Source organism: Clostridium homopropionicum DSM 5847, from assembly GCF_001263795.1.
GTDB lineage: Bacteria > Bacillota > Clostridia > Clostridiales > Clostridiaceae > Clostridium_H > Clostridium_H homopropionicum.
The window spans coordinates 53,055-66,541 of sequence record NZ_LHUR01000010.1 but is presented as its reverse complement, the minus strand read 5'-3'; the positions used below and the strand labels follow the sequence as shown (position 1 = coordinate 66,541).

The 13,487-nt window shown below is 33.4% G+C and carries 10 protein-coding genes and 1 riboswitch; all 10 genes read left to right on the top strand.

Features of this window, described 5'->3' with window-relative positions; translation table 11 throughout:
- Window positions 1-3 precede the first annotated feature (3 nt).
- The gene (locus CLHOM_RS01590) at window positions 4-834 is read left to right on the top strand and encodes a beta/alpha barrel domain-containing protein (protein WP_052219930.1); all 831 of its coding nucleotides are present in this window, start codon (window positions 4-6) and stop codon (window positions 832-834) included.
- A 231-nt stretch (window positions 835-1,065) separates the two neighbouring features.
- A riboswitch (purine riboswitch) is annotated at window positions 1,066-1,167 on the top strand.
- Window positions 1,168-1,288: 121 nt separating this feature from the next.
- Entirely contained in the window at window positions 1,289-1,768 is a 480-nt protein-coding gene (gene purE, locus CLHOM_RS01585; protein ID WP_052219929.1) for a 5-(carboxyamino)imidazole ribonucleotide mutase, read from the top strand.
- Window positions 1,769-1,770: 2 nt separating this feature from the next.
- Window positions 1,771-2,478, top strand: a complete 708-nt coding sequence (gene purC / locus CLHOM_RS01580; protein ID WP_052219928.1) for a phosphoribosylaminoimidazolesuccinocarboxamide synthase — start codon at window positions 1,771-1,773, stop codon at window positions 2,476-2,478.
- Between the two features lie 20 nt (window positions 2,479-2,498).
- Window positions 2,499-3,926, top strand: a complete 1,428-nt coding sequence (gene purF, locus CLHOM_RS01575) for an amidophosphoribosyltransferase (protein WP_052219927.1) — start codon at window positions 2,499-2,501, stop codon at window positions 3,924-3,926.
- Window positions 3,927-3,934: 8 nt separating this feature from the next.
- Window positions 3,935-4,930, top strand: coding sequence for a phosphoribosylformylglycinamidine cyclo-ligase (purM, locus tag CLHOM_RS01570; protein ID WP_052219926.1), 996 nt, complete (start codon window positions 3,935-3,937; stop codon window positions 4,928-4,930).
- Complete coding sequence (purN, locus tag CLHOM_RS01565; RefSeq protein WP_052219925.1) at window positions 4,918-5,532, top strand: phosphoribosylglycinamide formyltransferase; 615 nt, start codon at window positions 4,918-4,920, stop codon at window positions 5,530-5,532. Before purM ends, purN begins: the two co-directional genes overlap by 13 nt.
- 18 nt (window positions 5,533-5,550) lie before the next feature.
- Window positions 5,551-7,053: a bifunctional phosphoribosylaminoimidazolecarboxamide formyltransferase/IMP cyclohydrolase gene (gene purH / locus CLHOM_RS01560; RefSeq protein WP_052219924.1), complete on the top strand. Its 1,503-nt coding sequence runs from the start codon at window positions 5,551-5,553 to the stop codon at window positions 7,051-7,053.
- 99 nt (window positions 7,054-7,152) lie between these two features.
- Complete coding sequence (gene purD, locus CLHOM_RS01555; RefSeq protein WP_052219923.1) at window positions 7,153-8,409, top strand: phosphoribosylamine--glycine ligase; 1,257 nt, start codon at window positions 7,153-7,155, stop codon at window positions 8,407-8,409.
- A 26-nt stretch (window positions 8,410-8,435) separates the two neighbouring features.
- Window positions 8,436-12,194: a phosphoribosylformylglycinamidine synthase gene (locus CLHOM_RS01550; protein WP_052219922.1), complete on the top strand. Its 3,759-nt coding sequence runs from the start codon at window positions 8,436-8,438 to the stop codon at window positions 12,192-12,194.
- Window positions 12,195-12,329: 135 nt separating this feature from the next.
- Window positions 12,330-13,379, top strand: a complete 1,050-nt coding sequence (hydE, locus tag CLHOM_RS01545; protein WP_052219921.1) for a [FeFe] hydrogenase H-cluster radical SAM maturase HydE — start codon at window positions 12,330-12,332, stop codon at window positions 13,377-13,379.
- The last annotated feature ends 108 nt before the right edge of the window (window positions 13,380-13,487 follow it).

Genomic DNA, 13,487 nt, shown 5'->3' with positions numbered 1-13,487 from the left:
AATATGGATATAAAAATTGTAGACACTACTTTACGAGATGGAGAACAGAAGGCTGGAATAGCATTATCTATTAAAGATAAAATTCAGATAGCTAAAATTTTAGATAAAGTAGGAATTTATCAAATTGAAGCTGGTATTCCATCCATGGGGGGAGATGAGAAAAAAAGCATAAAAAATATTGTGGAGTTGGGGTTAAAAAGTAAAATTTCAACTTGGAATAGAATGAATATTGAAGATATTAATGATTCAATTGATTGTGGCGTTGATATAATTCATATATCTGTACCTTCGTCAGATGTTCAAATTAAATCAAAATTAAACAAAGATAAGCATTGGATTGTTGAAAATGTGAGAAGATGTATAAGTTATGTAAAGAATAAAAGTATTGAAGTTACTATAGGTTTTGAGGATGCTTCAAGAGCGGATATAAATTTTTTAATAAATCTTAGCAATATTGCTAAAAAGGAAGGCGCAGATAGAATAAGGTATGCTGATACAGTTGGAATTTTGTATCCAAAAAGAACCTACGAAGAGATCAAAAGAATAAAGGCGGAAACTGGTATAGAAATAGGAATCCATGCTCATAATGATTTTGGTATGGCAATTGCCAATTCCATAGCAGCAGTAAAAGGTGGAGCAAAATATATAGATTGTACCTTTGGAGGTATTGGAGAAAGAACGGGGAATTGCAATTTTAATGATTTTATTCTAGTGGCAAAAGAAATGTTAAATTATAAAACAAAGATTCAAGTTGATGATATTTTAAAGGCAGAAATCGACATTATGAATATAGTAAGTTTACCAAGAAAAAGCCTGCCAATTGCTTTCGAATAAATGAGGATTTTAGATTAAATTTATCTAGAAGCCTCATTTTTTTATTGAAATTTTGTTATTTTCTGCTGGAGCAAAATTATGAAAGTCAATTATAATTCAAATAAAATTCTGCACGTAACGAACTTTAGAACTATTTTTCGGAGTCATTCTCCTTAGTCAATGCGAATATTATTCTCTTACTAAGTAAAAATATATTGACTTTTAATAATCCTGGTGGTAACATGAAACTAACAAAAATTGAATAATTTCATCTATATAATCCTAATAATATGGTTTGGGAGTTTCTACGAAAGGGCCGTAAATCCTTTGTCTATGGGTGAATCTATATGGGGCATGATGATAGAAGTTTATTGTCATGTTAAGTTCCATGCGGACATTTTTATACCATCAGATTTACTCTTATTCTGGTGGTATAGTTTTTATAGAAATAAAAATTTCGGGGGTGTATTTTTTAATGAAAGTTGCTATTATTTTTGGAAGTAAATCTGACACTAGCAAAATGAAGAACGCAGCAAATATACTTAAAGAATTTAATGTGGAGTACAAAGCTTTTGTATTATCAGCTCACAGAGTTCCTGAGGAATTATCTAAGACTTTAAGAAATCTTGAGGATGATGGTTATGAATGTATAATTGCAGGAGCTGGACTTGCTGCTCATCTTCCTGGTGTTATTGCTTCTCAGACTATTCTTCCAGTTATAGGTGTTCCAATAGATGCAGCAGTAAATGGACTTGATGCACTCTTAGCAATTGTGCAAATGCCAAAGCCAATTCCAGTGGCAACAGTTGCAATCAACAATAGCTTTAATGCTGGAATGCTTGCAATCCAAATTTTGGCTTTAAAATACCCACAAGTTAAAGAACAATTAATAGAATATAGAAAAAATATGAAAAAACAATTTATAGAAGAAAATTCAGAAGGGGTGGAATTATAATAATGGAAAACAAAATGTTATACGAAGGAAAAGCAAAAAGAGTATTTGAAACAGAAAAAGCTGATGAGGTTATCATTTATTACAAGGATGATGCTACAGCATTTAATGGAGCAAAAAAATCACAAATAGATCATAAAGGAATTTTAAACAATAGTATAACTTCAGCAATATTTGAAATGCTTCATAAGAACGGAATAAAAACACATTTCATTAAAAAGCTAAGCGATAGAGAACAATTATGTAAAAAAGTTGAGATTGTTCCTGTAGAAGTAATAGTTAGAAATGTAGCAGCAGGAAGCATGGCAAAAAGACTTGGAATTGAAGAAGGAACTGCACTAAAAACAACTATTTTTGAAATATGCTATAAAAATGATGAACTTGGAGATCCATTAATAAACGACTATCACGCAGTAGCAATAGGACTTGCAACATTTGATGAGTTAGAGCAAATTTATGCAGCTACAGCAAAAATCAATGAAGTTTTAAAAGAATTCTTCTTAAAGCAAAACATTAAATTAATAGATTTCAAATTAGAATTTGGAAGATTCAACGGAGAAATAATATTAGCTGATGAAATTTCACCAGACACTTGCAGACTATGGGATGCAACAACAAATGAAAAATTAGATAAAGATAGATTCAGAAGAGATTTAGGAAATGTTGAAGAAGCTTATGTAGAAATATTAAACAGAATATCCAATGTAAAATAGTGAACTAATTGGAGGATAAAATGATAAATTTAGAAAATGAAATTTTTGATTTAGAAGCGGATAAATTTAAAGAAGAATGCGGCGTTTTTGGAGTTTACTCTAAATCAGGTTTAGATGTAGCTACCTTAACTTATTATGGCCTTTATGCACTTCAACATAGAGGACAAGAAAGTGCTGGAATAGCTGTGTCAGATGGAGAAAAAATTATTTGCCACAAAGATATGGGACTAGTTTCTGAAGTGTTTAGAGATTCAGTTCTTGAAGGTATGAAGGGTAAATCTGCTATTGGACACGTTAGATATTCCACTACAGGAGGCAGCAGAGCTGGAAACGCACAACCGCTAGTTAGTGAATTTAAGCTTGGTTCCATTGCAATTGCTCACAATGGAAATTTAGTTAATGCAGATGTTATAAGAGAGCTTTTAGAAGATGGTGGAGTACTATTTCAAACTTCAATAGATACTGAAGTAATTTTAAATTTAATTGCTAGAAAAGCTAAAAAAGGAATAGAAGCTGCAGTTGTTGATGCTGTTCAAGCAGTGAAAGGTTCTTATGCAATTGTTATGCTTACAGGAGATAAATTAATTGGAATAAGAGATCCATATGGAATAAGACCTATGTGTATAGGGAAAATTGGAGAAGACTATATTATGTGTTCAGAAAGCTGTGCACTAGATTCTGTAGGCGCTGAATTTGTAAGAGACGTAGAACCAGGAGAAGTAGTAATAATTGATGAAGATGGATTAAAATCTATTCAGTTTGCTGAAAAGACAAAATGCATGACTTGTTCTTTTGAATATATATATTTTGCAAGACCTGACAGTACAATAGATGGTATTAGCGTATATGAAGCAAGAGTTGAAGCAGGTGGACATTTATATCATGAATCTCCAGTGGATGCGGATTTAGTAATTGGAGTACCAGATTCAGGAATACCTGCAGCAGTAGGATATGCAAAGGCTTCAGGAATACCATACGGAATTGGTTTGATTAAAAATAAATATGTAGGCAGAACCTTTATAGCTCCAAATCAAAAGATGAGGGAAAGAGCTGTAACAGTTAAATTAAACGTTTTAAAAGTGAATGTAGAAGGCAAAAGAGTAGTGCTTATTGATGACTCTATTGTAAGAGGAACTACAAGTAAAAGACTTGTTGAAATTCTACGCAGAGCAGGGGCAAAAGAAGTACATTTTAGAGTATGTTCTCCAATAGTTAAATATCCATGCTATTTTGGAATAGATACACCTTACAGAAAAGACCTAATTGGAGCACAGAAAACTGTTGAACAAATAAGAGAACTTATAGGGGCAGATAGCCTTGGATATTTAAGTACTGATGGATTATTAAGCAGTTTAAAAGGGAAACAAGGTTTTTGCCTTGGTTGCTTTAGTGGAGAGTACCCAATGTCAGCTCCAATTGAACACTCTAAAGAAAGTTTAGAAAGGTAGGTACTAATATGGCAACTTATAAAGAAGCTGGTGTAAATATAGAAGAAGGCTACAAAGCTGTAAACTTGATGAAGGAGCATGCAACTAAAACATACAGTTCAGCTGTATTAAATAACCTTGGAAGCTTTGCTGGTATGTATGAACTTCCTAAATTAAAAAATCCTGTGCTTGTTTCCGGTACTGATGGAGTTGGAACAAAGCTGAAGGTAGCTTTTGATATGGGAAAATATGATACAGTTGGGATAGACTGTGTAGCAATGTGCGTTAATGACGTTCTTTGTCATGGTGCAACACCTTTATTTTTCTTAGATTATATAGCTTGCGGAAAATTAGATTCAGAGCAAGCAGCGGATTTAGTAAAAGGGGTAAGTGACGGCTGCTTAGATTCAGCATGTTCACTAATTGGTGGTGAAACTGCCGAAATGCCAGGTTTCTACAAAGCGGGTGACTATGATGTAGCTGGCTTTTGCGTAGGAGTTGTAGAAAAAGATGAGATAATTGACGGAAGTACAATAGAAGAAGGAGATGCACTTATTGGAATAGCTTCTTCTGGTGCTCATAGCAATGGTTTTTCATTAATAAGAAAGCTAATAACAGACCTACAAGCAGATTTTAACGGAGAAAAGATAGGAAACGTACTTTTAACTCCTACTAAGATATATGTAAAAACAGTATTGGAATTAATGAAAAAATATAAAATAAAAGGAATGGCTCATATAACTGGGGGCGGTTTTTATGAGAACATTCCAAGAATGTTCAAAGGTGACTTTAAGGCTGTAATTAATAAAAATAGCTTTGAAATTTTACCTATATTTAAGCACTTAATGTCTTTAGGTGTTGAGGAAGAGCATATGTTTAATACCTTTAACATGGGAATAGGCTTTGTTATTTGTATTAACAAAAAAGATGCTGCTTCTATGATAAAGGATATTGAAGCTATGGGCAATAAGGCTTATGAAATAGGATATGTAGAGGCTGGAGGCAAAGGGGTATGTATAAAATAGCAGTTCTAATTTCCGGGGGCGGGACAAATCTGCAATCTATAATTGATAGTATCAATAACAAGTACCTTGAAAATTGCAGTATAGAATATGTTATAAGTGATAAAGTGGGGGCTTTTGGAATAGAGAGAGCGAAAAATAACAATATTAAAACTTATGAATTAGATAAAAAACAATATAAGGATTCACTTTCAGATAAAATACTTGAGATAATTGACGGAAAGGTTGATTTACTAGTACTTGCAGGATATCTCTCAATTTTAAAGGGAGATCTTCTAAAAAAGTTTAAGGATAGAATAATTAACATTCATCCGTCTCTTATACCAGCCTTTTGCGGAAATGGAATGTACGGATTAAAGGTTCATGAAAAGGCTTTAGAATATGGGGTTAAGGTTACTGGATGTACAGTTCACTTTGTTGATGAAGGTACAGATACAGGAAGCATAATAATTCAAAAGGCTGTAAAAGTAGAAGATGATGATACACCAGAATCCTTGCAAAAGAGAGTGTTAGTTGAAGAACATAAGGCTTTACCAGAGGCTATAAAATTACTTTCAGAGGGAAAGATAAGCTTCAAGGGAAGAAGAGTTGTTGGTGAGCAATAATTTTTAAGGAGGTACCAAATGTTAAAGAGAGCATTAATAAGCGTTTTCGATAAAGAAGGTATATTAGACCTTGCAAAATTCTTAGTAAATAGAGGAGTAGAAGTAATATCTACAGGTGGTACATACAGACACCTTAAGGAAAATAATATTCCTGTTACTGAAGTAAATGAAGTTACAGGCTTTGATGAAATATTAGATGGAAGAGTTAAGACTCTTCATCCTATTATTCATGGTGGAATACTTGCTATAAGAGAAAATCCTAAGCATATGGAAACTATTCAGAATAAGGGAATAGAACCAATTGACATGGTTGTTGTAAATTTATATCCTTTCTTTGAAAAGGTTAAGGAAGATTTAGAATTCGAAGAAAAGGTTGAGTTTATAGATATTGGTGGTCCTACAATGATAAGAGCAGCATCTAAAAACTTTAAGGATGTTATTGTTCTTACAGATACAAAGGATTATAAAAATGTAATGGAGCAAATTGAAACAAATGGAGATGTAGACTACAATACAAGAAAGAGACTTGCAGGAAAAGTATTTAACCTAATGTCAGCTTATGATGCAGCAATTAGTAACTTCCTTTTAGAAGATGAAGAATATCCAGAGTATTTATCTCTATCATATAAAAAATCAATGGATTTAAGATATGGTGAAAATTCTCACCAAAGTGCTGCTTACTACACAGCAACAAATGGTACAGGAGCAATTAATAACTTTGAAATTTTAAATGGAAAGCAGCTTTCCTACAATAATATTAAAGATATGGACATAGCATGGAAAACAGTTTGGGAGTTCGACGAAATTGCCTGCTGTGGACTTAAGCACAATACTCCATGTGGAGTTGCCATTGGAGACAATGTTTATGATGTATATGAAAAAGCTTATTCTTGTGACCCTGTTTCAATTTTTGGTGGAATAGTTGCAGTAAACAGCAAGGTAGATAAGAAAACAGCAGAAAAAATGGCAGAAATTTTCTTAGAAATAGTAATTGCACCAGACTACGATGAGGATGCTTTAGAAGTATTAAAACAAAAGAAGAACTTAAGAGTAATTAAATGCAATATTAAACCAGAAGACAAATTCAATCTTGCAAAGGTTGACGGTGGAATTTTAGTTCAAAGCGAAGATACATTATTTGCAGAAAAGATGGAAGTTGTTACAGAGAAAAAACCTTCTAAAGAAGAATTAAGAGACTTAGAATTTGCTATGAAGGTATGTAAATATGTAAAATCAAATGCTATTGTTGTTGCTAAGGATGGCATGGCTACTGGAATAGGCGGAGGCCAAGTTAATAGAATTTGGGCTGCAACTGAAGCTCTTGAAAGAGCAAAAAATGGTGGAGTATTAGCATCAGATGCTTTCTTCCCATTTGATGATGTGGTAACAGAAGCTGCTAAGTGGGGAATTAAGGCTATTATCCAACCAGGCGGTTCTGTAAGAGATGAAGATTCTATTAAGGCATGTAATGAAAATAATATAGCAATGGTGTTTACAGGAATTAGACACTTTAAGCATTAATCATTTTTTTAGAGAGTTTAGGGTTTACAAGGTAAACTTTGTAGACTCTCTAAAATTTACTGAAAATACAATTTAAATATTAATAAGGAGTGTGGAACTGTGAAGGTTTTAATAGTTGGCTCAGGTGGTCGTGAACATGCAATTGCTTGGAAGGTATCTCAAAGCAATTTAGTAGATAAAATTTATATTGCTCCAGGAAACGGTGGTACTGATAAAGAAGAAAAGTGCGAAAATGTTAATTTAGAAAATAATGTAGATGTTTTAAATTTTGCAAAGGATAATAAAATAGACCTTACAATAGTAGGGCCAGAAACTCCGTTAGTTGATGGTATAGTTGACATGTTCAGAGAGCATAACTTAAAAATCTTTGGACCATCTAAAATAGCAGCAGCTCTTGAAGGAAGTAAAAGCTTCTCTAAAGACTTTATGAAAAAATACGGTGTTAAAACTGCTGAATACGAAGTTTTTGAAGATGTAAATAAAGCCCTTGAATATTTAAATGAGTGTCCTTATCCTACAGTAGTTAAGGCAGATGGATTAGCTGCAGGAAAAGGCGTTGTAATATGTGCAAATAAGGAAGAAGCAGAAGCTGCTATAAATGATTTTATGGTAAAAGACATTTTTGCTGGTGCAGGTCTTAGAATAGTTATTGAAGAATTTTTAGAGGGTGTTGAAGCTTCTATTCTTTCTATAACTGATGGGAAAACCATAATACCATTTATATCAAGCAAGGATCACAAGCAAATATACGACAATGATAAGGGACCAAACACTGGAGGAATGGGAGTTATAGCTCCAAACTTCTACTGTTCTGAGGAAGTACTAGAAAGCTTTAATAAAGAGATTCTAGAAACTACTCTTAAGGGAATTCAAACTGAAAATATGGATTATATAGGAACAATCTTCTTTGGAATTATGATAACTAAAAAGGGAGTTTATCTTCTAGAATACAATGTAAGAATGGGAGACCCTGAAACTCAAGGAGTTTTATCTCTTATGGAAAGTGATTATGTAGAGCTTATACTAAAAGCTATAGACAAAGAACTTGAAGGATATACTGTTAAATGGAAAGATGCTCATGCTTGTTGTGTAACAGCTGTTTCAAAGGGCTATCCAGGAAGCTACGAAAAGGGCTTTGAAATCAAGGGAATAGAAAATGTAGACTGCAAAGTATTTGTTGCAGGAGCAAAAGAAAAGGACGGAAAGCTTTTAACTTCTGGTGGAAGAGTTTTAAATATAGTTGCAGTAGGAGAAACATTAGATAAGGCTAGAGAAATAGCATATAGAGAAATAGAAAAAGTAAACTTTGATGGAATTTATTACAGAAGAGATATAGGCGTAAAGAAGAGTCTATAAAATAAATTTGGTAAGGAGACAGGTACATGAAAACAACAGTTAAAAGAATATTTGTAGAGAAAAAATCTCCTTTTGATGTTGAAGCAAAAGGATTGTTAAAAGAAATAAGAGAAAACCTTAATATTGTCTCAATAGAGGACTTAAGAATTTTAAATCGTTATGATGTATCTGGAATATCAGAAGAAGAATACTCTAAGGCCAAGGGCACTATTTTTTCAGAGCCTGTAGTTGACTCTGTTTATGATGAAGAAATTAAAATAAATGCTGATGAAAAGGTATTTGCAGTAGAATATCTTCCAGGACAATATGACCAAAGAGCAGACTCAGCTGCTCAATGTATTCAGATATTAACTCAAAGTGAAAAACCTATTGTTAAATGTGCAAAGGTTATTATCCTTAAAGGAAAGGTTAATGAAGAAGAGCTAGTAAAAATCAAGGATTACTATATAAATACAGTAGATTCTATGGAAGCTTCCCTTGAAAAACCTTTAACCTTAGAAATGGAATGGGAAGTTCCAAAGGATGTTGAAATACTAGACGGCTTTACAGATAAGACAGAAGAGGAACTTTTAAAGCTTATGGAACAGTTAGGCCTTGCCATGAGCTTTGAAGATTTAAAGTTCTGTCAAGGGTATTTTAAAGAAACTGAAAAAAGAAATCCTTCTTTAACTGAAATTAAGGTTATAGACACCTATTGGTCAGATCACTGTAGACATACAACCTTCCAAACAAAAATCGAGGATGTAAAGTTTGAAGAAGGAAAGTATACTACTCCAATTAAAACTGCTTATGAAGAATATTTAGCTTCAAGAAACTACGTATATGGAGATAGAGAAAAAGATGTATGCCTTATGGACATTGCTGTAATGGGTATGAAGGAATTAAGAAAAAGAGGACTTCTAGATGATTTAGAGGTTTCAGATGAAATTAATGCCTGCAGCGTAGAATGTGACGTAGAGATAGATGGTAAACTTGAAAAATATCTTATAATGTTTAAAAATGAAACTCACAATCATCCAACTGAAATTGAGCCTTTTGGAGGAGCAGCTACATGTCTTGGAGGAGCAATCCGTGACCCGTTATCAGGAAGATCCTATGTTTACGGGGCAATGAGAGTAACAGGAAGTGCTGATCCAAGAAAGCCTGTAGAGGAAACTATTCCAGGGAAACTTCCACAAAGACAAATTACTATAAAGGCTGCTCATGGTTACAGTTCTTATGGAAATCAAATAGGACTTGCTACTGGTTATGTTGGTGAAGTTTATGATGAAGATTTTGTGGCTAAGAGAATGGAAATTGGAGCAGTAATTGCAGCTGCACCTAAAGAAAATGTAATTCGTTTAGTTCCTGAAAAGGGAGATTCAATAATTTTAGTCGGCGGAAGAACAGGAAGAGACGGCTGCGGTGGAGCTACAGGTTCTTCAAAGGAGCACGATGAAACCTCAATACTAAACTGTGGTGCTGAAGTACAAAAAGGAAATCCTCCAACAGAAAGAAAGCTTCAAAGATTATTCAGAAATCCGAAGGTAAGCAAGATAATTAAAAGATGTAATGACTTTGGTGCTGGTGGAGTTTCAGTTGCCATTGGAGAACTTAGCGAAGGACTAGATATAAATTTAGACTTAGTTTCTAAAAAATATGAAGGCTTAGATGGAACTGAGCTTGCAATTTCTGAATCACAAGAAAGAATGGCTGTAGTTGTAAGCAAGGAAGATGCTGAAAAGTTTATAGAGTACTCTAAAGAGGAAAACTTAGAAGCTATTGAAGTTGCGAGGGTTACAGATAACAGAAGACTTAAAATGACTTGGAGAGATAAGACAATTGTTGATATAAGCAGAGATTTCCTTGACACTAATGGTGTAAAACAAAGAATCAACGTTAATATAACAAGTCCTTCTGAAGAATCTTATTTTGAAAAAGAGATTTGTGAAGATATAAAGGCTAAATGGCTTGAAACTATGGCTGACTTAAATGTCTGCAGTCAAAAAGGCTTAGTTGAAAGATTTGATAACTCTATTGGAGCAGGAACAGTATTAATGCCTTTTGGAGGAAAATATGAAAGTACTCCAACTGAAGCTATGTGCTTTAAAGTGCCAGTTTTAGAGGGTGAAACTACTACAGGAACCTTAATGTCTTACGGATATAATCCAAAGATAGGTAAATGGAGTCCATTCCATGGAGCACTTTATGCAGTAATCGAAGCTGTAACTAAAATAGTAGCAGCTGGAGGGGATTATAAAAATATAAGATTAACTCTTCAAGAGTACTTTGAAAAACTTGGTAATGATCCAGTTAAGTGGGGAAAACCATTAAGTGCATTACTTGGAGCCTTTTATGCTCAAAAGATGCTGGAAATTCCGGCAATAGGCGGAAAGGATAGTATGTCAGGAACCTTTAAGGACATAAATGTTCCACCAACTTTAGTAGCTTTTGCTGTAGATGTAGCAAATACTGACAAGGTTATTTCTCCTGAGTTTAAGAAAAAAGGAACAAGAGTAATTTTATTAAAGGCAAATAGAGATGAATACAATCTTCCTAAATTTGATGAATTAAAGAAAAATTATCAGGTAGTAAATAAGCTTATAAATGAAGGTTTAGTCCTTTCTGCTCATACTGTTAAAATGGGTGGTATTGCAGAAGCAATTACTAAAATGTGCTTTGGAAACAAAATTGGTATGAGTTTTTCAAATAATGTTAAAGCAAAAGACTTATTTACAGAAGATTATGGTTCAATAATCCTTGAAATAGATGATAAGGTAGAAATCAAAGAAGAGTTTAAGGATGTAAACTACTCATTAATTGGCTTTACAAAGGGAGCTCCTATAATAAAAATACAAAACGAAGAAATAGGCTTAGAAGAAATTTTAGCTAAATGGGAAGGCACACTTGAAAAAGTATTCCCTACAAAAGCAGAAGAAATAAAGGGTGAAATTCAATTAAAGCTATACGATAATAAATCTGCTAAAGCACCTGCTATAAAACTCGCAAAACCTAAGGTGTTCATTCCAGTATTCCCAGGTACAAATTGTGAATATGATGTAGAAAAAGCCTTTAGAAATGCAGGAGCAGAAACAGAAATAGGCGTATTCAGAAACCTTACAGCAGGAGATATTGAAGAGTCTGTAGAAGCTATGGTAAAGGGCATTAGTTCTTCTCAAATAATAATGCTTCCAGGAGGCTTTAGTGCTGGAGATGAACCAGAGGGTTCAGGTAAATTCATAGCAACAGCCTTTAGAAATCCTAAGGTTAAGAATGCAGTTATGGAGCTTTTAAACAAGAGAGACGGCTTGATGCTGGGAATTTGTAACGGCTTCCAAGTGTTAATTAAGCTTGGCTTAGTTCCATACGGAGAAATCAGAGATATCGATGAAAGCTGCCCAACCTTAACTTATAACAAAATTGGAAGACATATGTCTAAGATAGTTAATACAAAGGTTGTATCAAACCTTTCACCTTGGTTTAACAATGTAACTTTAGGCGATGTTCACAGCATAGCTCTTTCACATGGAGAAGGAAGATTTGTTTGCTCAAATGAACTAGGTGAAGAATTATTTAAGAAAGGTCAAGTAACTACTCAATATGTTGACTTTGACGGAAATCCAACCTGTGACATTGAATTTAATCCTAATGGCTCAGCCTTTGCAATTGAAGGTATAACAAGTCCAGATGGAAGAGTACTTGGAAAGATGGGTCACTCAGAGAGAATAGGAAAGAATGTTTACAAAAATATCCTAGGGGAAAAGGACCAAAAATTATTTGAAGCAGGAGTTAACTACTTCAAATAAATATAAATGCTAAATATAAGGTATAGAGCTAATTATTGCTTTATACCTTTTTAGCATTGACCAAATTAATAATTATTATTAATATATATATTAGATTACATGCAATATAAAAATATAATTAAAGGATGAATATATATGAAGGAATTAATCCAAAAGCTTTATAAAGAGAACCATCTTGAAGAAAATGAGATATTGGATTTACTTAATAATATAAATAAAGAAGATACAGAAGATATTATTTCTAAGGCTTTAGATACAAAAGAAAGAGTCTATGGTAAAAAAGTCTTTATGAGAGGCTTAATTGAATTCACAAATTATTGTAAAAATAACTGCGTATATTGCGGTATAAGAGCATTAAATAGGAATGCAGATAGGTATAGGTTAACCTTAGAAGAAATTATGGAGGCAGCAGAAGAAGGATATAGATTGGGATATAGAACCTATGTACTTCAAGGAGGAGAAGATGACTATTTTATTGATGATAGAGTTGTTGAAATAATTAATAGTATAAAAAGTAAATTCCCAATGTGCGCAATAACCCTTTCCATAGGAGAGAAGTCCTATGAGTCCTATAAAAGGTTTTATGAGGCAGGTGCTGATAGATATCTGCTGCGTCATGAGATTGCTTCAAAGGAGCTGTATGATAAGCTTCACCCTAATATGAGCTTTGAGAATAGAATAAATTGCCTATATAATTTAAAAGAAATAGGATATCAAGTTGGTGCTGGCTTTATGGTAGGATTGCCAGGAGCAAGAAATGAATACTATGCTAAGGATTTGTGCTTTATAAAAGAATTAAAGCCACATATGGTTGGAATTGGACCTTTTATTCCTCAGAAGGATACTCCATTAGGAAAAGAAAGTAAGGGTACACTGGAAACTACTATACTAATGTTAGCGCTTACAAGATTACTTCTTCCAGAAGTTCTTCTTCCAGCAACTACTGCCCTTGGAACAATAAATCCATTAGGCAGAGAAATGGGCTTAAAGGCTGGAGCTAATGTAGTAATGCCAAATTTATCTCCAAGATCAGTAAGAGAAAAATACGCCTTATATGATAATAAAATATGCACTGGAGATGAGGCTGCTCACTGCAGAGGATGCATTGAAAGAAGAATTAACAGTGCTGGCTTTGAAGTTGATATGGGCAGGGGAGATAATATTACTTGGGAGAGAATTAAATAGTAGATTTATATTTGAAGCATTATAAAAATATATACTGAACTTTGGCTAATAGCAAAGGAAAGTTTAATTTTATAATGCTTTCTACATTTTATTGAAGGATAAATATAA

Bases quoted from the DNA above. Each gene is read 5' to 3' on its own strand.
- CLHOM_RS01590 (WP_052219930.1), top strand. From the start codon at position 4: ATGGATATAAAAATTGTAGACACTACTTTACGAGATGGAGAACAGAAG.
- purE (WP_052219929.1), top strand. From the start codon at position 1,289: ATGAAAGTTGCTATTATTTTTGGAAGTAAATCTGACACTAGCAAAATG.
- purC (WP_052219928.1), top strand. From the start codon at position 1,771: ATGGAAAACAAAATGTTATACGAAGGAAAAGCAAAAAGAGTATTTGAA.
- purF (WP_052219927.1), top strand. From the start codon at position 2,499: ATGATAAATTTAGAAAATGAAATTTTTGATTTAGAAGCGGATAAATTT.
- purM (WP_052219926.1), top strand. From the start codon at position 3,935: ATGGCAACTTATAAAGAAGCTGGTGTAAATATAGAAGAAGGCTACAAA.
- purN (WP_052219925.1), top strand. From the start codon at position 4,918: ATGTATAAAATAGCAGTTCTAATTTCCGGGGGCGGGACAAATCTGCAA.
- purH (WP_052219924.1), top strand. From the start codon at position 5,551: ATGTTAAAGAGAGCATTAATAAGCGTTTTCGATAAAGAAGGTATATTA.
- CLHOM_RS01550 (WP_052219922.1), top strand. From the start codon at position 8,436: ATGAAAACAACAGTTAAAAGAATATTTGTAGAGAAAAAATCTCCTTTT.
- hydE (WP_052219921.1), top strand. From the start codon at position 12,330: ATGAAGGAATTAATCCAAAAGCTTTATAAAGAGAACCATCTTGAAGAA.